Annotated in this window: 25 protein-coding genes; 16 read left to right on the forward strand and 9 right to left on the reverse strand. The window is 64.8% G+C overall.

Annotation, left to right across the window (positions count from 1 at the left end; genetic code table 11):
* Position 1: 1 nt before the first annotated feature.
* The 9 genes from rpsE (at position 2) to AC1DVS_RS10805 (ending at position 7,732) form a co-directional block, all read left to right on the forward strand.
* The gene (gene rpsE, locus AC1DVS_RS10765; protein ID WP_478022798.1) at positions 2–718 is read left to right on the forward strand and encodes a 30S ribosomal protein S5; all 717 of its coding nucleotides are present in this window, start codon (positions 2–4) and stop codon (positions 716–718) included.
* Between the two features lie 5 nt (positions 719–723).
* On the forward strand, positions 724–924 hold the full coding sequence (gene rpmD / locus AC1DVS_RS10770; protein WP_478022799.1) for a 50S ribosomal protein L30: 201 nt from the start codon (positions 724–726) through the stop codon (positions 922–924).
* 60 nt (positions 925–984) lie between these two features.
* A complete protein-coding gene (gene rplO, locus AC1DVS_RS10775; RefSeq protein ID WP_478022801.1) occupies positions 985–1,527 on the forward strand; it encodes a 50S ribosomal protein L15 in 543 nt (180 codons plus the stop codon).
* A gap of 166 nt (positions 1,528–1,693) precedes the next feature.
* Complete coding sequence (gene secY, locus AC1DVS_RS10780; RefSeq protein WP_478022803.1) at positions 1,694–3,067, forward strand: preprotein translocase subunit SecY; 1,374 nt, start codon at positions 1,694–1,696, stop codon at positions 3,065–3,067.
* A 33-nt stretch (positions 3,068–3,100) separates the two neighbouring features.
* Positions 3,101–3,754, forward strand: a complete 654-nt coding sequence (locus tag AC1DVS_RS10785) for an adenylate kinase (protein ID WP_478022804.1) — start codon at positions 3,101–3,103, stop codon at positions 3,752–3,754.
* Positions 3,755–3,837: 83 nt separating this feature from the next.
* A complete protein-coding gene (locus AC1DVS_RS10790) occupies positions 3,838–4,398 on the forward strand; it encodes an SRPBCC family protein (protein WP_478022806.1) in 561 nt (186 codons plus the stop codon).
* 568 nt (positions 4,399–4,966) lie between these two features.
* Positions 4,967–5,662 (forward strand): winged helix-turn-helix domain-containing protein, encoded by a 696-nt coding sequence (locus AC1DVS_RS10795; RefSeq protein WP_478022808.1) that lies wholly within the window; start codon positions 4,967–4,969, stop codon positions 5,660–5,662.
* Positions 5,659–7,005, forward strand: a complete 1,347-nt coding sequence (locus AC1DVS_RS10800; protein WP_478022810.1) for a sensor histidine kinase — start codon at positions 5,659–5,661, stop codon at positions 7,003–7,005. Before AC1DVS_RS10795 ends, AC1DVS_RS10800 begins: the two co-directional genes overlap by 4 nt.
* Before the next feature lie 16 nt (positions 7,006–7,021).
* A complete protein-coding gene (locus AC1DVS_RS10805; protein ID WP_478022812.1) occupies positions 7,022–7,732 on the forward strand; it encodes a hypothetical protein in 711 nt (236 codons plus the stop codon).
* 1 nt (position 7,733) lies between these two features.
* On the opposite strand, the gene AC1DVS_RS10810 is transcribed toward AC1DVS_RS10805, so the two are convergent.
* On the reverse strand, positions 7,734–8,873 hold the full coding sequence (locus AC1DVS_RS10810; protein WP_478022813.1) for an acyltransferase family protein: 1,140 nt from the start codon (positions 8,871–8,873) through the stop codon (positions 7,734–7,736).
* A 263-nt stretch (positions 8,874–9,136) separates the two neighbouring features.
* Here AC1DVS_RS10810 and rpsM point away from each other — a divergent pair, with 263 nt between their 5' ends.
* The 5 genes from rpsM (at position 9,137) to AC1DVS_RS10835 (ending at position 12,198) form a co-directional block, all read left to right on the forward strand.
* Positions 9,137–9,505 (forward strand): 30S ribosomal protein S13, encoded by a 369-nt coding sequence (gene rpsM, locus AC1DVS_RS10815; protein ID WP_478022815.1) that lies wholly within the window; start codon positions 9,137–9,139, stop codon positions 9,503–9,505.
* Between the two features lie 87 nt (positions 9,506–9,592).
* A complete protein-coding gene (rpsK, locus tag AC1DVS_RS10820; RefSeq protein WP_034161671.1) occupies positions 9,593–9,982 on the forward strand; it encodes a 30S ribosomal protein S11 in 390 nt (129 codons plus the stop codon).
* Positions 9,983–10,077: 95 nt separating this feature from the next.
* A complete protein-coding gene (locus AC1DVS_RS10825; protein ID WP_478022816.1) occupies positions 10,078–11,142 on the forward strand; it encodes a DNA-directed RNA polymerase subunit alpha in 1,065 nt (354 codons plus the stop codon).
* 121 nt (positions 11,143–11,263) lie between these two features.
* Positions 11,264–11,686, forward strand: coding sequence for a 50S ribosomal protein L17 (rplQ, locus tag AC1DVS_RS10830; RefSeq protein ID WP_478022818.1), 423 nt, complete (start codon positions 11,264–11,266; stop codon positions 11,684–11,686).
* An 83-nt stretch (positions 11,687–11,769) separates the two neighbouring features.
* Positions 11,770–12,198 carry a hypothetical protein gene (locus AC1DVS_RS10835; protein ID WP_478022819.1) on the forward strand — a complete coding sequence of 143 codons (429 nt, stop codon included), beginning with the start codon at positions 11,770–11,772 and terminating at the stop codon, positions 12,196–12,198.
* A 191-nt stretch (positions 12,199–12,389) separates the two neighbouring features.
* On the opposite strand, the gene AC1DVS_RS10840 is transcribed toward AC1DVS_RS10835, so the two are convergent.
* Positions 12,390–13,502: a 50S ribosomal protein L11 methyltransferase gene (locus tag AC1DVS_RS10840; RefSeq protein WP_478022821.1), complete on the reverse strand. Its 1,113-nt coding sequence runs from the start codon at positions 13,500–13,502 to the stop codon at positions 12,390–12,392.
* 129 nt (positions 13,503–13,631) lie between these two features.
* Between AC1DVS_RS10840 and AC1DVS_RS10845 the strand changes: the two genes are divergently transcribed.
* The gene (locus AC1DVS_RS10845) at positions 13,632–14,186 is read left to right on the forward strand and encodes a hypothetical protein (protein ID WP_478022822.1); all 555 of its coding nucleotides are present in this window, start codon (positions 13,632–13,634) and stop codon (positions 14,184–14,186) included.
* A 35-nt stretch (positions 14,187–14,221) separates the two neighbouring features.
* Here AC1DVS_RS10845 and AC1DVS_RS10850 read toward each other — a convergent pair whose 3' ends face one another.
* Complete coding sequence (locus tag AC1DVS_RS10850) at positions 14,222–14,857, reverse strand: isochorismatase family protein (protein WP_478022824.1); 636 nt, start codon at positions 14,855–14,857, stop codon at positions 14,222–14,224.
* A gap of 50 nt (positions 14,858–14,907) precedes the next feature.
* Positions 14,908–15,822 (reverse strand): pirin family protein, encoded by a 915-nt coding sequence (locus AC1DVS_RS10855; RefSeq protein ID WP_478022825.1) that lies wholly within the window; start codon positions 15,820–15,822, stop codon positions 14,908–14,910.
* A 173-nt stretch (positions 15,823–15,995) separates the two neighbouring features.
* Between AC1DVS_RS10855 and AC1DVS_RS10860 the strand changes: the two genes are divergently transcribed.
* Entirely contained in the window at positions 15,996–16,889 is an 894-nt protein-coding gene (locus AC1DVS_RS10860) for a LysR family transcriptional regulator (protein WP_478022827.1), read from the forward strand.
* Between the two features lie 130 nt (positions 16,890–17,019).
* Here the strand turns inward: AC1DVS_RS10860 and AC1DVS_RS10865 are convergent, their stop codons facing one another.
* From AC1DVS_RS10865 to AC1DVS_RS10885, 5 genes are read right to left on the reverse strand one after another with little or no spacing between them, the layout of a single operon-like run.
* Positions 17,020–17,601: an NADPH-dependent FMN reductase gene (locus AC1DVS_RS10865; protein ID WP_478022828.1), complete on the reverse strand. Its 582-nt coding sequence runs from the start codon at positions 17,599–17,601 to the stop codon at positions 17,020–17,022.
* 7 nt (positions 17,602–17,608) lie between these two features.
* Positions 17,609–18,076, reverse strand: coding sequence for a DoxX family protein (locus AC1DVS_RS10870; protein ID WP_478022830.1), 468 nt, complete (start codon positions 18,074–18,076; stop codon positions 17,609–17,611).
* Between the two features lies 1 nt (position 18,077).
* Positions 18,078–18,812 (reverse strand): HvfC/BufC family peptide modification chaperone, encoded by a 735-nt coding sequence (locus AC1DVS_RS10875; RefSeq protein WP_478022831.1) that lies wholly within the window; start codon positions 18,810–18,812, stop codon positions 18,078–18,080.
* Positions 18,805–19,638: an MNIO family bufferin maturase gene (gene bufB, locus AC1DVS_RS10880; RefSeq protein ID WP_478022833.1), complete on the reverse strand. Its 834-nt coding sequence runs from the start codon at positions 19,636–19,638 to the stop codon at positions 18,805–18,807. The genes AC1DVS_RS10875 and bufB overlap by 8 nt, the downstream gene beginning before the upstream one ends.
* 2 nt (positions 19,639–19,640) lie before the next feature.
* Positions 19,641–19,916 carry a BufA1 family periplasmic bufferin-type metallophore gene (locus AC1DVS_RS10885; RefSeq protein WP_478022835.1) on the reverse strand — a complete coding sequence of 92 codons (276 nt, stop codon included), beginning with the start codon at positions 19,914–19,916 and terminating at the stop codon, positions 19,641–19,643.
* Between the last annotated feature and the right edge of the window lie 110 nt (positions 19,917–20,026).

Here is a 20,026-nt window from a genome sequence, read left to right on the forward strand (position 1 = left end):
AATGGCTGACGAAATCATCCCGACGGAAGCCTCGGCTGAAGGCGCGCCGCAGGACGCACCGCAGGGCCGTGGTCCGCGTGGCGGCCGTGGCCGTGGCGGCCCCGGTGGCGGCGGTCAGAACCGTGGCGGTCGTGACAATCGCGGCGGCCGTGACAATCGTCGCGGCGCCCCGGGTGGCGACGATGGCGGCGAAGAGCTGATCGAGAAGCTGGTTCACATCAACCGCGTCTCGAAGACGGTGAAGGGCGGCAAGCGCTTCGGCTTTGCAGCACTCGTCGTTGTCGGCGACGGCAAGGGCCGGGTTGGCTTTGGTCATGGCAAGGCGCGCGAAGTGCCGGAAGCCATTTCCAAGGCGACGGCTGCTGCCAAGAAGGCAATGGTCCGCGTTCCGCTCCGCGAAGGTCGTACGCTGCATCATGACGGCAGGGGCCATTTCGGCGCCGGTCTCGTGACCGTGCGTTCGGCGCCGCAGGGCACCGGCATCATCGCGGGCGGCCCGATGCGCGCCGTTTTCGAGAGCCTGGGCGTGGCCGATGTGGTGACCAAGTCGGTCGGCACGTCGAACCCGTACAACATGATCCGTGCGACCTTCGAGGCGCTGACCGCACAGGTCAGCCCGAAGTCGGTCGCGCAGCGTCGCGGCAAGAAGATCGCCGACCTGCTTGGCCGTGGTGGCTCGCAGGCCGCCGAGGCTGACGCCGCAGCGATCGCGGAGTAAGACAGATGGCGAAGAAGAAAGAAGCCGCGGGCGGCACGATCAAGGTCACCCAGACCGGTTCGCCGATCCGCCGTGAGAAGGATCAGCGCGCAACGCTGATCGGTCTCGGCCTCAACAAGATGCACAAGACGCGTGAACTGCAGGACAGCCCCGAGGTTCGGGGCATGATCCGCAAGGTCTCGCACATGGTATCTGTCGAGGGTTGATGAATCTCCTCTCCCTTCGGGGAGAGGTTGGCGCGACAAAAGCGAAAGCGAGTGCACGAAATGAAACTGAACGAACTCCGCGACAATCAGGGCGCGCGTAAATCCCGGATGCGGGTCGGCCGTGGTATCGGTTCCGGCAAGGGCAAGACCGGCGGCCGTGGCATCAAGGGCCAGAAGAGCCGTGAGGGCGTGTCCATCGCCGGCTTCGAAGGCGGCCAGATGCCGCTCCACATGCGGTTGCCGAAGCGCGGCTTCAACAACATCTTCGCCAAGGACCATGCCGAGGTGAATCTCGGCGCGATCCAGAAGGCAGTCGACGCAGGCAAGATCAAGGCCGGCGCAACGCTCGACCATGCTGCGCTGAAGGAAGCCGGTCTCGCCCGTGGCGGCAAGGACGGCGTCCGTCTGCTCGGCAAGGGTGAACTGACCACAGTGCTGAACTTCACGGTTGCCGGCGCGTCCAAGGGCGCGATCGAGGCAGTCGAGAAGGCAGGCGGCAAGGTCGATGTCCTCGTCGTCGTTCCGGCGGCCGAGAAGGCCAAGGCCAAGAAGGGCGTCGCTCGCCTCGAGCGCATCGCACACAAGGCTTCGTTCAAGGCGTAAGCCGGCCGTTTCCAGCACCCAGCGCGATTAAACTCATGGTTTGATCGCGCCGGAGTGGGGGAACATGCTAGTCAAGCCCGATCGGGCCCCTATATGAGCGGCGGGGCGGTGAAACGTTTCCCGCCGCTTTTGTTTCCCCGATGTTTCTTTTGGGACGATCACCAATATGGCATCCGCAGCCGACTCAATGGCCTCCGGCATCAGTCTGTCGAAATTCGCGCAGGCAACCGATCTCAAAAAGCGCCTCTGGTTCACCATCGGTGCGCTGATCGTCTTCCGGATGTTGAGCTATGTGCCGCTGCCGGGTATCGACCCGACCGCGCTGGCGCAGCTCTCCAAGGATACAACGGGCGGCGTCCTCGATTTCTTCAACACCTTTTCGGGCGGTTCGCTGAAGCGGATGAGCCTGATCGCGCTTGGCGTGATGCCCTATATCACTGCCTCGATCGTGGTGCAGCTCGCGACCTCGCTGTCGCCGACGCTGGCGGCGATCAAGAAGGAAGGCGAGAGCGGGCGCAAGCGGCTCAACCAATATACCCGCTACGGCACGGTCGGCCTGACCGCCATCCAGGGCTATTTCATTGCGATCGGCCTCGAGGCCCTTGGTGCTGCCAATGGTGCCCAGGCGGTGATCGACCCGGGCATGCTGTTCCGCGTCGGCGCGGTGATCTCCATGGTCGGTGGCACCATGTTCCTGATGTGGGTGGGTGAGCAGATCACCAGCCGCGGCATCGGCAACGGCATGTCGCTGATCATCATGGCCGGCATCGTCGCGAACCTGCCGACAACGATCTACAATATGCTCGAAAGTGCCCGCACCGGTAATGGCGGGACAAGCGGGTTCCAGACCCTGGGCATCGTTGTCGGTGTCGTCGCGATCGTGCTGTTCATCTGCTTCATGGAGCGCGCGCAGCGGCGCATCCTGATCCAGTATCCGAAGCGACAAACGAAAACCGGCGGCATGCAGGCGGATCGCAGCCACCTGCCGCTGAAGCTCAACACCGCCGGCGTGATTCCGCCGATCTTCGCCTCCTCGCTGCTGGTGATGCCGCTGACCATCATCCAGATGATGGGCAAGAACGTCACCACCGACACCCGCTGGGGCGACTTGGTCATCACCCTCAGCCAGTATCTTTCGCGCGGCAGCCTGGTGTATCTGGCCCTCTATGGCGCCGGCATCATCTTCTTCTCGTTCTTCTACACCGCGGTCGTGTTCAATCCGGAAGAGACAGCGGACAATCTGAAGCGCTATGGCGGGTTCATCCCCGGCATCCGTCCGGGCAAGAATACCGAGACCTATTTCGATTATGTGCTGACGCGCATCACCGTGATCGGCGCCGCCTATCTGACGATCATCTGCCTGTTGCCGGAATGGCTGTCGTCCGAGCTGGCGATTCCGTTCACCCTGGGCGGGACCAGCCTGTTGATCGTCGTCAACGTGACGATGGATACCGTTACGCAGATTCAGAGCCACTTGCTTGCGCATCAATATGGCGATCTGATCAAAAAGGCTAAATTGAAGGGCGGGCGTCTTCGTTAAGAGGGGCGACGCGATACCGAGAGGAATGCGGGCTTGAATATCATTCTTCTGGGTCCGCCGGGGGCGGGCAAGGGCACCCAGGCGAGTCGGCTGATGGCTGATCGCGGGATGGTGCAGCTCTCCACCGGGGACATGCTGCGCGCGGCCAGGGATGCCGGCACGCCGGTTGGCCTCAAGGCCAAGCCGATCATGGAAGTGGGCGGGCTGGTGCCCGACGAGATCGTCTCGGGGATCATCGGCGAGCGGCTCGACATGCCTGATACGCTGAAAGGCGTAATCTTTGACGGTTATCCGCGCACCGAGGCGCAGGCCGAGCAGCTCGACGAGTTGCTCGCGGCACGCGGTCGGACTCTTGACCACGTCATCGAGCTCCACGTCGACGAAGAGGCGCTGGTTGATCGCGTCACCGGGCGTTACTCCTGTGCCAAGTGCCACGAGGGCTATCACGACCGCAACAAGAGGCCCCGGGTTCCCGGCGTCTGCGACGTCTGTGCCTCGACCCATTTCGTCCGCCGCGAAGACGATAATGAGGAAACCGTGCGGACGCGCATGGCCGAATATCGGGCCAAGACCGAGCCGATCCTGCCGATCTATGAGGCGCGTGGGCTGTTGTCGCGTATCGATGGCATGGCGGATATCGAGGAAGTGGCGCGCGCGATCGAGGCGATCCTCGATTCCAAAGCGTAATCCGCAAGGGGACGGCGGCAGTTCGGCTTGCCGTCCCGCCTCCAGCGCATATGATGCAGCCCTCGGCTTTGGGAGGGACGCAGATGAAATGGCTCGGTTTGTTGAGCGCAGCGGTTGCGCTTCCGCTCGCTGCGCCGTCCTCGGCTGAGGTCGTCTCCGCCACCCCGACGACGATGGTCATCCACCAGACAGTCACCATCGATGCGCCGATCCAGCAGGTCTGGGATACGCTCCGCGCGCCGCAACGCTGGTGGAGCAAGGAGCACACCTATTCGGGTGACTCCGCCAATCTCTATCTCGATGGCCAGGCGACCGGCTGCTTCTGCGAGCGGCTGCCCGGCCGCAAGGGCAGCGTCGAGCATGGGCGGATCGTTTATGTCGAGGCGCCGCGGATGATGCGCCTGTCGAGCGCGCTCGGTCCGCTCCAGGCTGAGGCAGTGGTTGGCACGCTCAGCTTCAAGCTCGATCCCGAAGGCTCGAACGCGACCAAATTGACGCTCGACTATGTAGTGAGCGGCTATGTGCGTGCCGGCGCTGATACGCTCGCGCCCAAGGTCGACGAGGTGCTCGGGCTTCAGGTTGCGGGGCTGAAAGCCGCCGCCCTGGCGCCGCCGCCGGCCGATCCGGCCGACAAGGGCAAATAGGACATTTCTCCCTCTCCCTGCAGGGGGGAGGAGCATTGGGTGAACAGCGCCCCGCGCTGTTCAGGTCATGCCGGGGGCATGACCGACCCAATGCTGAGGAGCGAAGCGACGGGAGGGTGAGGGCGTGTGTCTCGAGCCTCATCCCCCTCATCCAACTTCGACTAATTCGCTTCGCTCATAAGTCTCCGTATCCAGTTTTGTCGAGCGCCGGGTAAAACATGCCCCCGGCATGTTTTAGAAATGCCCGGGGGGCATTTCGACCCGACGCTCGGCAAAACTCCCCCAGGGGGAGAAGGGTTGAAGCGCTCGAATGTACTCCCTGCATGACAAACTCTTCACGCGGCCGTCATCGCAGACGCAGCCCGCGGGCGGTATCTGCATGGCATCGGCCCGGCAGCAGGGTCGCTTGCTTCAACAGATCAGCGTCCGCACTCCCGGGGGCGCTGTGGCCGGCGGAAGGTTCGCTTTCCGCCGGCCAATTTCGTGGTCGCGTCGTTTTTGGGCGAAAACCGGTTCCCACATATCGGCGCAATGCTTAGGCTGGAGGAACCCGCCCGGAATGCAGCCAATGACCCGCAAGATCCTGATCGTCGAGGACGACCCCGCCACCGCCAGTTATCTCGCCAAGGGGCTGAGCGAGGCTGGCTTCGCGGTGGAATCCTGCGGCGATGGCCGCGACGGGCTGTTCCTCGCCAGCGAAGGCATTTTCGATCTCATCATCGCCGATCGCATGCTGCCTGGCCTCAACGGTCTCGCGATGATCGGTGCAATCCGCGCCGCCGGCATCCGCACCCCCACGATGATCCTGTCAGCGCTCGCGACGGTCGATGACCGCGTCGACGGGCTTCGCGCCGGTGCCGACGATTATCTGGTCAAGCCCTTCTCCTTTGCCGAGCTCTCGGCACGGGTTGAGGCGTTGCTGCGCCGTACCGACCGCATCGCCGCGGATTCGCAGCCGACCCGGCTCAGCGTCGGCGATCTCGAAATCGACTTGCTCGCCCGCACCGTCACCCGCGATGGCCGGACGATTGCGCTCGGCGCGCGCGAGTTCAACCTGCTCGAATATCTTGCGCGCCACGCAGGGCAGGTCGTCACCCGGACGATGATGCTCGAGAAGATCTGGAACTATCATTTCGATCCGGGCTCGAACGTCGTCGACGTCCATATCGGCCGGCTGCGGCGCAAGATCGAGGAGGGCTTCGGCGCGCCGATCCTGCACACCGTGCGCGGCGCCGGCTATCGGCTCTCGGCCGAGGCCGGATGAGATTTTCAGTCACCGCGCGGATCGCGCTGCTCGCGATCGCGCTGGCTTTGGTCTCCAATCTTGTGCTCGTCGCCTTTGTGTGGCGGCAAATCCATGATGACGCGATCGACGCGCTGCGCCGGGACACGATCGAGCAATCCGATGCACTGGTCGCTGTATGGCGCACCGGGGGATTGCCTGCGCTCCACCGCGTGATCGACGAGGCCAGGGCGCCGGGCGATCTGTCGTTGATCATCGCCGTCATCGATGCCGATGGGCATCGCGTCGCCGGCGTCGGGCCGAACCTCGCTGCGATCGGCACACCCGACACGCTTGCTTTCAAGATCAGCCGGCTGGGCAAGTCACGGCCCTGGTCCGAAAGAGAGGCGGGCTATTCAGTGCGGCGGATCGGCGATTACCGGCTGGTGAGTGGCCGGCTGCTCGACGATTGGGAGCAGGAGCAGCGCGGGATCGAGCGTGCGCTGTTGCTCGCGACCGCTTTGTCGCTCGGCCTCGGTATCGGTGGCGGACTTGTCGTCACGCGCTATGTCGGGCGCCGGCTCAACCGCGTCGCCGATGTCATCGAGGGCGTGGCGGGCGGCGATCTGTCGCGCCGCGTGGTGAGTGCGCCGGGCGGCGGCGATGCATTCGATCGGCTCGCGACGCGGCTGAATGCAATGCTCGACAAGGTCGAGCGGCTGATGGCCGAGCTGAGGCTGGTAACCGACAGCCTCGCTCATGATCTTCGCTCGCCGATCGCGCGGTTGCGGGCAAAGACCGAGACGGCCCTGCTGGTCCCGGATTCGGTACAACGCGACGCAGCTCTTGCGGGCCTGCTCAGCGAGACGGACCTGGTGATGCGGATGCTGTCGATGCTGATGGAGATCACCCGCTCGGAATCGGTCTCGCGCGATCGTTTCGCCAGCCTCGACCCGTCGGCGCTGATCGAGGAGATCGCTGAACTCTACGCCCCGGTTGCCGAAGATACCGGCATGCGCTTCACCGCGGTGCTTGAATCCCCGCCAAGCCGGCTCGTCCTGCACCGCGAATTGCTGACTCAGGCCATCACCAACCTGATCGACAACGCGCTCCGCCATGCCCGTGAGGGCGGCGAGGTGACGCTGCGGCTGAACGGGCAGCCAGGCGAGGTCCGCATCCAGGTCGAGGATCGCGGCCCCGGAATCGCCGAGGCCGACCGCAGCCAGGCGCTGCGCCGTTTCGGCCGGCTCGACAATGCGCGCAGCACGCCCGGTGCCGGGCTTGGCCTGTCGCTGATCGAAGCGGTGGCGCGCCTCCATGGCGGCAGGCTCGAGCTCGGCGACAACGCGCCCGGGCTGATCGCGGCGATCGTCCTGCCGGTATGAGCTTGGGGCAGCAGCGGTGAGCTGGACGCTGAAGGCGATACACACCCACGCATGGGATTTCTGGCTCGCCCGCGGGTCAGTGGCGTTGATCGCCGCGCTCCAGCTCCTGATGTTCAACGATCTGACTGTCGGGCCACGCTGGCTCGCGCCCGGGCTCGAGATCGCTCTGCTGCTGCCCCTGTCGGCTGCAACCGCCTGGACCCAGGCGAACGCGCGCGATGCCAGCGCCGACCATCATTGGGATCGTATCGCCTGGGAAAGGCGGATGATCCGCCGCCTCGCGCTGCTCCTGACCGCGCTGATCACCGTCATCAATTTCGGCGCCCTGATCGAGCTCGTCCGTGAGCTGCTCGCGGGCAGTGCCACCAAGATCGGCCAGACCCTGTTGCTCGACGCCCTCAATATCTGGGCGACCAACGTCATTGTCTTCGCTCTCTGGTTCTGGAGCATCGACCATGGCGGGCCGGCGACGCGCGGGCTGGTCGAGACTGAGAAATGCGATTTCCTCTATCCGCAGATGACGATCGGCGAGCCGCGCGAGCCCTGCACGTGGTCGCCGGGCTTTATCGATTATCTCTATCTGTCCTTCACCAACGCGACCGCGTTCTCCCCGACCGACACGCTACCGCTGTCGGGCCGCGCCAAGCTGCTGATGATGACCGAATCCGCCATCTCGCTGCTGACGATCGCGCTGGTGGCGGCGCGGGCGGTGAATATCCTGGCGTGATTCAGGCAGCGTTGCCGATAGGGGCGGCCGCCAGCTTGGCCGATTCAGTGGCCGCGCGTTGCCTACGCCGGGCCAGCCAGCCCCTGACGATCCGGTCATAATACCGGTCAGCGGCGGCAGCCAGCAGGATCATGGCGGCGAGGAACGCCAGCCCGGCCCATGGCGATATATGGACGATCCCCATTCGGGCGACGATGGCGGCTACCATCACCGCCAGAGGCGCGTGGATCATGTAGAGCGGATAGGAAATCCGGCCGAGAAAATGGGAGACGATTGCGAATTTCGCGCCGGGCTCGATATTGGCGGCGACAAGCACCAGCGCCGGCAGCCACACCGTGACGGCGATCAGCTGATAAAGGGAGCCAGTCGCCTGGATCATCAGCGTCGCCGCGACCAGCGCCAGGATCGCGGCCGACAGCCACGACGATGTCAGCGACGTGCGCGGTAGGCGAAACAGCAGCACGCCCATGGTGAAACAATAGAGAACGCGCGCCACGCCGACGTCGAAGAAATAGTCCCAGCTATGGCCCTCGGCTAGACTCTTGCCCGTCGCCTGCAGCCGGAACAGCAGGATTCCGGACACCGCGACCACCAGCACGTAGCGCTGCGTCGTCATGAAGCGATAGGTGCGGGCGTAGAGATAATTGACCAGCAGCTCGAAGAACAGCGACCAGGATGGCGCGTTGAACGGGAATATCTCGTTTCGCCCGACGCCGAGCGTCGGCAGCATCAGGGCGCCCAGCAGGATCGATACGAGCAGGGTGCCGGCGCTCCACTGAACGTCCTGGCCCAGCGCCCATAACAGAAGCGCCGAGGCGACACCGAGCATCAGGCCGAGCGCGTAGAGCGGATAGAGGCGGGCAAGGCGGATCTGCATGAACCCGCCCGGGGAGAGTCCGCCGGCGAGGCGCCGCTCATAAGCGTTGGCGATGACGAAGCCGCTGAGCACGAAGAACAGGTCGACCGCCATATAGCTGTTCGGGAACTCCCAGCCGGGGAACAGGAAGGTGCAGTGGCGAAAGGCGATCAGCACGGCCGCGACGCCGCGAATGCCGTTGAAGGTATCGAACATCGCCTTGCCCGGCCGCGCCGCATCCGGGGCGACAGGTCGCGCCCATGTCGAGGTGGCGACGGCGGTCATGCAAAAGGCGTTATCGGGTTATCGTTAATGAGGCTTTAAAGCTGCCGGCTTGCGATGCGGGGAATATCCGATATGAATGGCTCGGTGCCTGCCATCTCCCGCTTGACAGTCCAACACGCGGCTCCTATCTGGCACCTATTCCGAAACACCGGGTCCCGGCGGCGCTTGTTTGCGCTCGCCGTTATCTTGCGTTTCGTTATGCAACGCGATGAGATGGGGTGGCTGCAGCCATGCACGCCCCGTGGAGCAGGAGACTAAATTTCATGGCTCGTATTGCGGGTGTCAACATCCCGACCAACAAGCGCGTTGTTATCGCGCTCACTTACATCCACGGCATTGGCAACACCAAGGCCAAGGAAATCGTCACCAAGCTCGGTATCCCCGACACGGCGCGCGTGCAGGACCTGACTGATCAGGAAGTGCTGCATATCCGTGAAGCGATCGACGCTGATTACACCGTGGAGGGTGATCTTCGTCGCCAGACCGCGATGAACATCAAGCGCCTGATGGATCTGGCCTGCTATCGCGGCCTGCGCCATCGCAAGGGTCTTCCGGTCCGTGGCCAGCGCACGCATACCAATGCGCGCACTCGCAAGGGCAAGGCCAAGCCGATCGCCGGTAAGAAGAAGTAATCGTCCGGGGGACGATTTACTCCGCCGGAGGCAGGAACCCGCAAGGGCTGCACGGCGTAACGAGAGCTACAGGTCAGGAATTTCACCATGGCACGCGAACCACAGCGCATTAAGCGCCGCGAGCGGAAGAACATCACCTCTGGCGTCGCGCACGTGAACGCCAGCTTCAACAATACCATGATCACGATCACCGATGCCCAGGGCAACGCGATCTCGTGGTCGTCGGCCGGCATGATGGGCTTCAAGGGCTCACGCAAGTCGACCCCGTACGCGGCGCAGGTCGCGGCCGAGGATGCCGGCAAGAAGGCCGCCGAGCACGGCGTCCGTACGCTCGAAGTGGAAGTAAAGGGTCCGGGTTCGGGCCGCGAATCAGCGCTTCGTGCGTTGCAGGCGGTTGGGTTCCAGATCACTTCGATCCGCGACGTGACCTCGATCCCGCACAATGGCGTCCGGCCTTCAAAGCGCCGTCGCGTCTGATCTTCGTCTCGGTCGCGCGCGATTGATCACGCTGCGCGGTCGATTCCATCATGGTCGGAGCTCCCCCGCTTCGGCCCAAAACCAAGGGGAAGCCCGTGTCCGTCAATGCTAAGAACTGGCAGGAACTGAAGAAGCCCAATGGCCTCGAAAAGAAGCCGGGCGGCGATCCCAAGCGCAAGGCGACCTTTGTCGCTGAACCGCTCGAGCGTGGCTTCGGCCTGACGCTCGGCAACGCGCTGCGCCGCGTATTGCTGTCGTCGCTCCAGGGTGCCGCCGTCACCTCGATCAAGATCGAGAACGTGCTCCATGAATTCTCGTCGCTGGCGGGTGTTCGCGAGGACGTGACTGATATCGTCCTCAACGTGAAGCAGATCGCGCTGCGCATGCAGGGCGAGGGGCCGAAGCGCCTTCAGCTTTCCGCAACCGGCCCCGGCGAAGTCAAGGCCGGCGACATTGCGGTTTCGGGCGACATCGAAGTGATGAACCCCAATCTCGTGATCTGCCATCTCGACGAAGGCGCGACGCTCAACATGGAGCTCACCGCGGACGTTGGTAAGGGCTATGTCGCCGCGGTCGCGAACCGTCCGGCGGATGCCCCGATCGGCCTGATCCCGATCGACGCGCTCTACTCGCCCGTGCGGCAGGTGTCGTACAAGGTCGAGAACACCCGCGTCGGGCAGGAGCTCGATTACGACAAGCTGACGCTCACCATCGAGACCGACGGCACGATCACCCCTGAGGACGCAGTCGGCTATGCCGGTCGTATCCTGCAGGACCAGCTCGCGCTGTTCGTCCACTTCGACGATTCGTCGGTTCGTCCGTCGGCGCCGATCGGCCATGCCGCGCCGTCTGCGGCCGGCGACACGTCGAGCGACACCCAGCAGATCAACCGTTACCTTCTCAAGAAGGTCGACGAGCTCGAACTGTCGGTCCGTTCGGCGAACTGCCTCAAGAACGACAACATCATCTATATCGGCGATCTGGTCCAGAAGACCGAAGCCGAGATGCTGCGCACCCCGAATTTCGGCCGCAAGTCGCTGAACGAAATCAAGGAAGTGCTGTCTTCGATGGGTCTGCGTCTCGGGATGGAAATCCCCGGCTGGCCGCCTGAGAACATCGAAGAGATGGCTAAGAAGCTTGAGCAAGAGATTATGGGGTAACGAATTCGGGCCGGGGCGGAAGCTTCGGCCCGGTTCGCCCATCGGGCAATGGGTGGTGGCCCTCAACACCACCTGCTCTGGGGTACCTCGCACGGCCCCTTAACGAACGAAGGAATGATACATGCGCCATCGCGTAGGCGGCCGTAAGCTTCAGCGGACCTCGGCCCACCGCACTGCCCTGTTCCGTAACATGTCGGCAGCGCTCATCAAGCATGAGCAGATCACCACCACGACCGCCAAGGCGAAGGAGCTTCGCCCCTATGTCGAGAAGCTGATCACGCTCGCCAAGAAGGGCGGCCTTTCGAACCGCCGCCTGGCGCATGCCCGGCTGCTCGACGACGCCCAGCTGGTCAAGCTGTTCGACGTGCTGGCCCCGCGCTATGCCGATCGCAACGGCGGCTATACCCGCATCATCAAGGCCGGCATCCGCGCTTCGGACGCGTCGCCGATCGCGATCATCGAGTTCGTCGACCGTGACGTCTCCGCCAAGGGCCAGGATTCAGGCCCGGTGATGACCGACGAGGATTACGATCAGGCCGCCTGATCTTCCTTCTGATTAGAGACATTCGAAAAGGCCCTGCGCAAGCGGGGCCTTTTCTTTTGGGAGCATCCTCCTAGGTTGCCGCGATGATCAGTGCACCGCCGCTTTTCGAGGGACGCCAGCAACTCACATCCGAATGGTCGCTCGCGCTTCCCTTTCCGATGGCGCGAAGAACCGAGGACGGGTCTTTGGTGTTCTGGCATTCGCCACGCGGTCTCACTTTCTGGCTCAATGCCTATGACTCGGCACCGGGGCGTGACGGGCGTGCAGTGCTCGACAGCTGGAAAGATAAACGGTCGCCTGCCGCATTCGACGAGATCGAAGAGTTCGATGGAGAGTTGATAAGATACGCTTATCGCCTCGACGAGGGCGGTGACGATGGACGGCTGCCTTCCTTTTACGGTCATATGGCAGCGCGAGATGGCGGATATATTTTTATCGCCGCCTATTTCGACCACCCGGAATTGCTGGATGATGTTTTGGCGGCCTGGCGCAGCTTTGCCTGGCGGGACTGAATGGCTCTCCCGCCGATTGCCACGCGAACGCGCTTGAGCTGTTGTTTCCCTATGCGCCGATAGGCGCTCGCCCTTCTGGGGCGCTCGCTCGATCATCATCTCGATCCTCTTGCTCATCCTGCGCGGCATCGGCCTGGCCCTGCAGGCCTCTTTGCCAGGAGCCTGTTCGGCAATCGCGACAGGAGCTGAGCCTACATCCCCTCAAACTGCCCCTCATCCACCCAGATCCGCACACTGGTGTCATCATGCGCGCCATGAACCCGGATCTTCGTCCCCGCCGGCGGCGTGATCGATCTCGAGAACGGCACCGCCAGAGCCGCCCAGCTCGACATGGTCCCCGGAGCCGGCCTGTTCTCATGCACCGTCTCAGCGTCGATCTGCAGCCGGATCCACTGGATCACCCCGTTCACCCTGCCGCCATCCGCAACGAGATCGACACTGCGCTGCCGGTCCCGCCACGGCCCGCCGGTGGTGAAATCGAAGTCGAACATATCGGCTGCCTCACCACGCAGCGTGATGCCCTTGTTGCCGGTGCCCATCTTCCGCACCGGCGCATCGAGCCGGTTGAACGGCCGCATGTCGAACCCCGAAACGTCGCCCATTGCGCGCCGCCCGAAATCCGCCAGATCGACCAGCGACACCACGACCTGGCCCGCTTCCGGGATCATCCGCCCGCCCGGCGCCAGCAGCCGTTCGACCGCATCGGCCATCACCGGCAAAACGCCCTCGGACAGGAGATTACCGGCGATGATCTCGGACACGAGGAGATCGACCCGCCCGCCCAGATCAGCCTCGGCATCGAGCTCAGTCGACTTCCTGCCAATCACGCGTACCCGGTCGGAGTAACCGTTCAGCGCGACGATATCGGTCGCCGCATCGGCAATCGCCGGGTTCATCTCGCAGCTCACCACGGATTTCGCCCCCGCGCGCGCCGCCATCATCGCCAGCAGGCCAGTGCCGGAGCCGATATCGAGCACCCGTGTCTCCGGCCCGACCGCGCGCTCGATCGCCGCCTGATAGTCGTCGTTCCGCTTCTCGTCGCGGACCATGTAAAAATGCCAGCCCTGCACAGAGCCGGCGATCAGCGCCCGCGTCTGCATCTGGATATCGGGATCATCAGGGGCAAGCGCCTGCGCCTCGCGAGCAATCGGATAGACCCGCGCCGAAAGCCCGATGCGCTGCGCCATGGTGGCGAGGGCGGTGAGCTTGCGCGCATCCCCCGCAGCGGCCGCGACCATCGGCTCGAAGGCAGCGCGCGCCATCTGGTGGAATTTGTCCCCCCCTCCCTTCAAACTCCCCGCCATTCAAGCCCCTCTCGAAGTCAGCACGTCCTGTTGCACAGGGCCGCGACCCCCTTCAAGGCTGTCGGCGGTTCATCCCTGCGAAAGTCGGATGCGCGTATCGATACGATAGCGAATCGAAAGGGGCGGGACATGACGATCTTCGGCAAGGCGAGCGCGATAATGGCCATGGCGGCAATGAGCATCGCTTCGGTGCCGGCCGAAGCGCAATGGCACGGCCCACGCCACCGCGGCCATGATCATGTCGATGGTGGCGACGTCCTGCTCGGCGCCCTGCTCGCGGGCGGATTGTTCGCGATCCTCTCGAGCGGCAAGCACAAGGAATCAGCGCCACCGCCCGAGCCGATCGACGCGGCGGACGACCAGCCGCCGCCCCCAGCCGCGATCGGCTCCGATACCGGTGGCGCCACCAGCGCGCCGCCGCGCGCTAGGACCGACGAGGAAGCCGCAGTCGATGCCTGTGTCGCCTCGGCCGAGAGCGAGGGCAGGCGCTATGCCCGCATCTCGAAGATCGACAAGGTGACGATCGTCGACGCGGTGGCGTCGGACTGGATCGTGCGCGGCACCCTCGGCCTGCGCGACGACTACCGCGCACCCGCCACCGATCACCGCGATTTCACCTGCCGCGTCGGCGAAGGCGGCGTTGAGCAGGTGACGGTCGGCGGGACGAACCTTGCTGCGCGTTAGGGGGCGGGCGCCCCCGCCCGAAGATCTGCCCGCGCCTATCCCACGCTTTTCCGCGCCATCTCATGGCTCTCCATCAACGCCCCATAGGCAGGCGCGACATGGTCGACCATCACCTTCGCGAAATCCATCGCTTCCGGGCGGTTCCAGGTGCTCATCACCTCAGACATCACCGCGAATGTATCGATCGGCATCGCGCCCGCCTGCGTCACCCGGGCAACGGTGATGTCGGTCGCCATCTGAGACAGATTGCCCGAGGCATCCACAATGCAGAATACCTTGTACCCGGCGGCAACGGCGCTGAGTGCGGGGAAAGCCATGCAAATGCTCGTGAGCGTGCCCGCGATCAGCAATGTCCTCCGCTTGGTGCTTTCGATCGCTTCGACAAAGGGACGGTGATCCCACGCGTTGATCGGCCCAACGCGCGGCACATGCACCGCATCGGGGTTGCTCTGATGGATCTCGGGAATGATCGGACCATTCGGCCCATCGGGAACGGATGCCGTCGTAATCGTCGGAATCTTGGCGATCGCCGCCATCTTCGCAAGCGTGATCACGTTATTGCGCAGCGTCGTGTATTCCATATCGCGAACCAGTTGGAACAGGCCGCTCTGATGGTCGATCAGCAGCAATACCGCGTCGTTAGGGTCGATCATCCAGGGGTTCGATGTCATGTCATGTCCTTCGGCTTTGGGAACCATCGCGGCCCCCGGTGGAATGAGGATCAGGCGGCGCCGCCCGGCGCTGTCTCGGGAAGCGGGATGAACTCCGCCTCGTCACCGGGCACGCCGGGGAAGCGGCGGTAGCGCCAGTCGTCGACGGCCTGGTCGATGCGGTCCTGCCGGCTCGAGACGAAGTTCCAGAAAATGTGGCGCGGCCCGTCGAGCGGTTCGCCGCCCATCAGCATCAGCCGGGTCGGCCCGTCGGCATGGATGACGATCTCAGCGCCGGGGCGGAACACGACGAGCTGGTCCTTGCCGAAGCCGCCGGTCTGGCCCTCGATCGCTATCCCGCCCTCGACGATATAGACAGCACGTTCGATATGGCCGCTGTCGATCACGAACCGCCGCCCCGCCTGCAGCACGACATCGGCGTACAGCGTGTCGGAGAACAACCGGGTCGGGGCGGTCATCCCGCTGAAACTGCCCGCGACCAGGCGCAGCTCGATACCGGTATCGCTCAGCACCGGGATATCGCCCGCGGCGACATGCTGGAATCCGGGATCGCTCTCCTCCAGCGCCTGCGGCAAAGCGAGCCATGTCTGGAATCCGAACATCGTCTCGGTACGGGCGCGGCTTTCGGCGCCGCTGCGTTCGGAATGGACGATGCCGCGCCCGGCGGTCATCAGATTGACCTCGCCGGGGCGGATCGTCTGGACATAGCCTTCGCTGTCGCGATGCTCGAGCTCGCCCTCGATCAGATAGGTCAGCGTGCTCAGCCCGATATGCGGATGCGGGCGCGTGTCGGAGCCTTGGCCCGGGCCGAGCACGACCGGGCCGAAGCTGTCGAAGAACACGAACGGTCCGACCATCCGCCGCTTCTCCGAGGGCAGGGCGCGACGGACCGAGAAGTCGCCAAGGTCGCGGGTGGCGGGCAGGACGACCTGCTCGACCGGACCGGTATGGGATGCAAGCGTCATCGTCATCTCCGACGGAGGTGAAGCGTCCGGTGCCGAGAGGCGGTGGAACGCTGCGGTGCCGCTGATTACGCGGGACTTAGGTTCGCCAAAACTGGCCAAATATCGATCGTTATGTTCGATAATATCGATATGTTACGCACCGGCGCGACAGTCGCGCGATCAACGGAGGCAACATGAGCACCGAACCTGGCACGCCGACCCTGGACCAGCTGCGCGTGCTGGTGACGGTGGTCGAGGCGGGCAGCTTCGCCGGCGCGGCACGCAAGCTGAACCGCGCGACCTCGGTCATCAGCTACACGATTGCCAATCTGGAGGCGCAGCTCGGCGTCCGGCTGTTCGACCGCGAGTCCACCCGCAAGCCGCAACTGACCGATGCGGGGCGCATGGTGCTGGGTGAGGCGCGGCTCCTGGCGAGCGGCATCGACGCGCTGCGCGCGAAGACCAGGGGGTTGCTGCAAGGGCTGGAATCCGAACTGCACGTCGTGCTCGACACGTTCCTGCCCAGGGATCGCGTGGTCGATGCGCTGACGGCGTTCTTCGCGACCTGGCCGACCGTGTCGCTGCGCCTGTCGATAGAGACATTGGGCGCGGTGACTCAACTGGTGATGGACGGCCGCGCCGGCATCGGCGTCAGCGGGCCGCTGGACAGGATGGACGGCATTGAACGGATCGCCATCGGCGCCGTGCTGCTGGTGCCGGTCGCGGCGCCGAACCATCCGCTGGCGCTGGCGGGGCGCAACGCCCCGGGTGCCGGGCGCGAGCATATCCAGTTGGTGTTGACCGACCGGTCGCCTCTGACCGAGGGACAGGACATCGCGGTGTTGAGCAGCCGGACATGGCGGCTGGCGGACGTGGCATCGAAGCACATGCTGCTCAATGCCGGGATCGGCTGGGGTTACATGCCCGAACCGATGGTGCGCGACGATCTGACTGCGGGGCGGCTGGTGCAGCTCGACATGCCTGACGCGCCGCCCGCCGACTACGTGATGCACGCGATCCACCGCACCGACACCCCGCCGGGGCCAGCGGCGGCCTGGCTGATCGAACGGCTGCTCAGCCAGCGGTGAAGTTCAGCCGGCGGGTCGCCTTTCGACTCAATCTGGTCGAAAGCGGATCGACCCCATCCCGGCACGGCACACGCAAAGGGCCGACCCTCGGCTCCGCCGCGACCGTTCGCACAGGTCGCTGCATCGCCGCCTAGCGCGGAATTCCCTCCAGCCTCTGTTTTGCCAGGGCCGTACAATACCACAGAAACTCATCGAGGAAGCGTTTCAACGACGCATCCAGCGCGGGCGACTGCGCACTACCACCCTCGTCGAGCGCCTCGGCGATACGCGGTATCGGCATCAGGCTCGGCACGCTCGACATGCCGAGCTCGGCCAGCGTCATCCGCAGCTGCATCGCTGCGCGGACGCCGCCGAACTGGCCGGCCGAATAGCAGACGATTCCGGACGGCCGCCAGAAATACTCCTCGAGAAACGTGTCGAGCAGGTTCTTGAGCGCGGCCGGCGCGGCATGATTATACTCGCCGCTGACCACGAGGAAGCCGTCGGCGCGGCCGTACAGCGCCGCCAGCTCGTCGAGCGGTGCCGGCGCGGTGCCGGGGGCGAATTCCTTGTACATCCGGTCGAGCAGCGGGAGACCGAGCTCGGCCGCATCCACCAGCACGGGATGATGGCCGCGCTCGACCAGCGCTGCCATGATCCAGCGGCAGGCGCGGATGCCGGCGCGGTCGTGGCGGACCGAGCCGAACAGGATCGGGATGGTGAGGCCGCTCATCGCTGCCTCACTTGATGCCGATGACGCGATCGAGCGCGAAACGCCCGCCGCCCATTGCGATGATCGGCAGCATCAGCCCGGCCCAGCTGAGATGAGTCGGCCAGGCATCGGGATAGACGAAGATCTCGATGACCATCGTCATGCCGAACAGCGCGAGCGCTGCGTAACGGCTGAACAGGCCGAGCACGAGCAGGATCGGGAAGAGATGCTCGGAGACGGTGGCCGCATAGGCGGCCGCGACCGGCGGGACCAGGGGAAGCGCATAATCAGTACGGAACAGCTCGAAGGTGCCGTCGCTGAGCGTGAACCATCCATCGACCTTGGTGCGGCCCGACTGGAAGAAGATAGCGGCCACGCCGAGGCGCTGGACGAGCAGCAGCCCCGACAGCGGCAATGCCCTGGAGGCGAGGCCGGCGATGCGATCGGTAAGGCGGGGCCGTTCGGGGACGGTCGTGGAGACCATGGTATCGAGCATGTCAGAATCCCTTGTTCTTGAGCGAAGAGAGCGCGCCGCTCGCGAGGATCTCGCGAAAGGCGCCGGTGATGTCGGCTTGCGGATAAAGCGAGGCCGCGGTGGCGGCGGCGCGGCCGATCGTCTCGCCGAGACGAAGGCCGAACAGGATGCGGTGCTCAGCCGCACCGATCCTGCGCGCGGTGACGGCGCCACCGGGGCGGGTGATCAGCATGCCTTCGGCCTGCCATTCGGGTGCGATCTCTTCCTCCTGCGCGCCGAGATGGGCGAGCCAGATCGAGGGCGCCGGCACGGTGAACCAGCCGAAGCGCGTGGCGGGATGGAGACGCGCAGCGCTCTGCGACCATTGCTCGGCGGACATCGCGGCGAGGGCAACGGGATCGATCGCCACGCCATCGGCGGCGAGGTGCGATTCTGTCCGCATCCGATCGATCTGGGCGACGCCGGAGAGATAGGGCAGCGCCTGGCCGATCGGCTGGGCTTCGAGCCAGTCGGCGAACCCGGCGCCATAGCCGGCGAGGACCGGGCTGTCGGGCGGCGATATTGCGACGAAATCGGCGGCGAGCGCGAGAAAGGCGGTTTCGCCGAGGATTGCCGTGATCGTCGGGTAATTGTCGGCGAGCGCATCGACTGCGCCCTTGATCGCAGTGTTGCGATAGATCGCGAGCGCGATATGGCCATCGCGAGCGCCGTCGAGGGTTGCGACAAAGTCGCGCTGATAGGTGGCGAGATCAGACATGAGCGGGAACCTTTCCGGCAAGGATGGCGGCGGCGCGGTCGCGCTCGGCCATGAGGTCGGCGAAGGGAGGCACGTCGCCGTCGCGTTCGAGCAGCACCGGGCGGGGGCCGGTGTGGCCCAGCAGATTTTCGAGCAATGCCCAGACGGTTTCCGAAACCGGGCAATCATGGCTGTCGATCAGCAGCCCGGCGCCATGGACCGGATCGGGCGTGTGGCCGGCGATATGGATCTCGCCGATCGCCGCGTGCGGCAGATCAGCCAGATAGCGGCCGGCATGATAACCGAGATTGTTGGCGGCGACCGCGACATTGTTGACGTCGAGCAGCAACCCACACCCGGTTTTCACGATGATCTCGCGCAGGAATCCGGGCTCGCTCCACATCGCATCGACCGGGAGGTAATGCGCGGGATTCTCGATCAGGATCTGCCGCCCGAGCGCTTGCTGGACGATATCCACGTTGCGCGTGATGCAGAGCAGCGCCTCGCCGGTGCGCGGCACCGGCAGCAGGTCGGGCAGGCAGCGTGTGCCGATCCGCGACCAGGCGAGGTGCTCGGAAACGAGGAACGGATCGAAGCGATCGACCAGGCGCCTGAGCGCCGCGAGGTGATCGCGGTCAGGCAGCTCGGCGCCGCCAAGCGACAGGCCGACGCCGTGCAGCGACAGCGGCCGTACTGCCCGAAGCGCCTCGAGCATCGCCAGCCGAGGGCCGCCGGCGACCATGTAATTCTCGGCATGAACCTCGAACCACAGCCCGGCCGCCGGCGCGGCCATGGCCTCGTCGAAATGCTGCGGCTTGAAGGCCACGCCAGCGGTCGGATGAGTCATGGTCAGCGCTTCGGGGTCAGCGAGCCATAGCCCTTGGGGGTCTTGATCTTGTCGCAGGTGCCGCGGGCGACATATTTCCACGCATCGCCCTGATAGGCGGCGTGCGACGTGCCCGCGCAGCTGGTGCCGGCGCCTGCCTTGCAGTCATTCTTGCCGGCGAGGCTGATGCCATAGCATTTGTCCATGCCGGGCTGAGCTGCGACCGGGCCGGCATGCGCGGCGGCGGTGCCGAGTGCGCTGAGCACGGCTGCGGTGAGGGCGATATTGACGGTCTTCATCTTGGGGGTTCCTTTCGAATGAGTGCGCCTTGCGGTGCCGTTCTTCAGTCGCCTGAAAGCGCGTTTGCGTCCGCTACCGAGAATGCATGGTTTCCATGCGTTGGCTTGGG

It is taken from the genome of Sphingomonas sp. P3_C5 (genome assembly GCF_056402635.1).

Bases quoted from the DNA above. Each gene is read 5' to 3' on its own strand.
- rpsE (WP_478022798.1), top strand. From the start codon at position 2: ATGGCTGACGAAATCATCCCGACGGAAGCCTCGGCTGAAGGCGCGCCG.
- rpmD (WP_478022799.1), top strand. From the start codon at position 724: ATGGCGAAGAAGAAAGAAGCCGCGGGCGGCACGATCAAGGTCACCCAG.
- rplO (WP_478022801.1), top strand. From the start codon at position 985: ATGAAACTGAACGAACTCCGCGACAATCAGGGCGCGCGTAAATCCCGG.
- secY (WP_478022803.1), top strand. From the start codon at position 1,694: ATGGCATCCGCAGCCGACTCAATGGCCTCCGGCATCAGTCTGTCGAAA.
- AC1DVS_RS10790 (WP_478022806.1), top strand. From the start codon at position 3,838: ATGAAATGGCTCGGTTTGTTGAGCGCAGCGGTTGCGCTTCCGCTCGCT.
- AC1DVS_RS10795 (WP_478022808.1), top strand. From the start codon at position 4,967: ATGACCCGCAAGATCCTGATCGTCGAGGACGACCCCGCCACCGCCAGT.
- AC1DVS_RS10800 (WP_478022810.1), top strand. From the start codon at position 5,659: ATGAGATTTTCAGTCACCGCGCGGATCGCGCTGCTCGCGATCGCGCTG.
- AC1DVS_RS10810 (WP_478022813.1), bottom strand. From the start codon at position 8,873: ATGACCGCCGTCGCCACCTCGACATGGGCGCGACCTGTCGCCCCGGAT.
- rpsM (WP_478022815.1), top strand. From the start codon at position 9,137: ATGGCTCGTATTGCGGGTGTCAACATCCCGACCAACAAGCGCGTTGTT.
- rpsK (WP_034161671.1), top strand. From the start codon at position 9,593: ATGGCACGCGAACCACAGCGCATTAAGCGCCGCGAGCGGAAGAACATC.
- rplQ (WP_478022818.1), top strand. From the start codon at position 11,264: ATGCGCCATCGCGTAGGCGGCCGTAAGCTTCAGCGGACCTCGGCCCAC.
- AC1DVS_RS10835 (WP_478022819.1), top strand. From the start codon at position 11,770: ATGATCAGTGCACCGCCGCTTTTCGAGGGACGCCAGCAACTCACATCC.
- AC1DVS_RS10840 (WP_478022821.1), bottom strand. From the start codon at position 13,502: ATGGCGGGGAGTTTGAAGGGAGGGGGGGACAAATTCCACCAGATGGCG.
- AC1DVS_RS10845 (WP_478022822.1), top strand. From the start codon at position 13,632: ATGACGATCTTCGGCAAGGCGAGCGCGATAATGGCCATGGCGGCAATG.
- AC1DVS_RS10850 (WP_478022824.1), bottom strand. From the start codon at position 14,857: ATGACATCGAACCCCTGGATGATCGACCCTAACGACGCGGTATTGCTG.
- AC1DVS_RS10855 (WP_478022825.1), bottom strand. From the start codon at position 15,822: ATGACGCTTGCATCCCATACCGGTCCGGTCGAGCAGGTCGTCCTGCCC.
- AC1DVS_RS10860 (WP_478022827.1), top strand. From the start codon at position 15,996: ATGAGCACCGAACCTGGCACGCCGACCCTGGACCAGCTGCGCGTGCTG.
- AC1DVS_RS10865 (WP_478022828.1), bottom strand. From the start codon at position 17,601: ATGAGCGGCCTCACCATCCCGATCCTGTTCGGCTCGGTCCGCCACGAC.
- AC1DVS_RS10870 (WP_478022830.1), bottom strand. From the start codon at position 18,076: ATGCTCGATACCATGGTCTCCACGACCGTCCCCGAACGGCCCCGCCTT.
- AC1DVS_RS10875 (WP_478022831.1), bottom strand. From the start codon at position 18,812: ATGTCTGATCTCGCCACCTATCAGCGCGACTTTGTCGCAACCCTCGAC.
- bufB (WP_478022833.1), bottom strand. From the start codon at position 19,638: ATGACTCATCCGACCGCTGGCGTGGCCTTCAAGCCGCAGCATTTCGAC.
- AC1DVS_RS10885 (WP_478022835.1), bottom strand. From the start codon at position 19,916: ATGAAGACCGTCAATATCGCCCTCACCGCAGCCGTGCTCAGCGCACTC.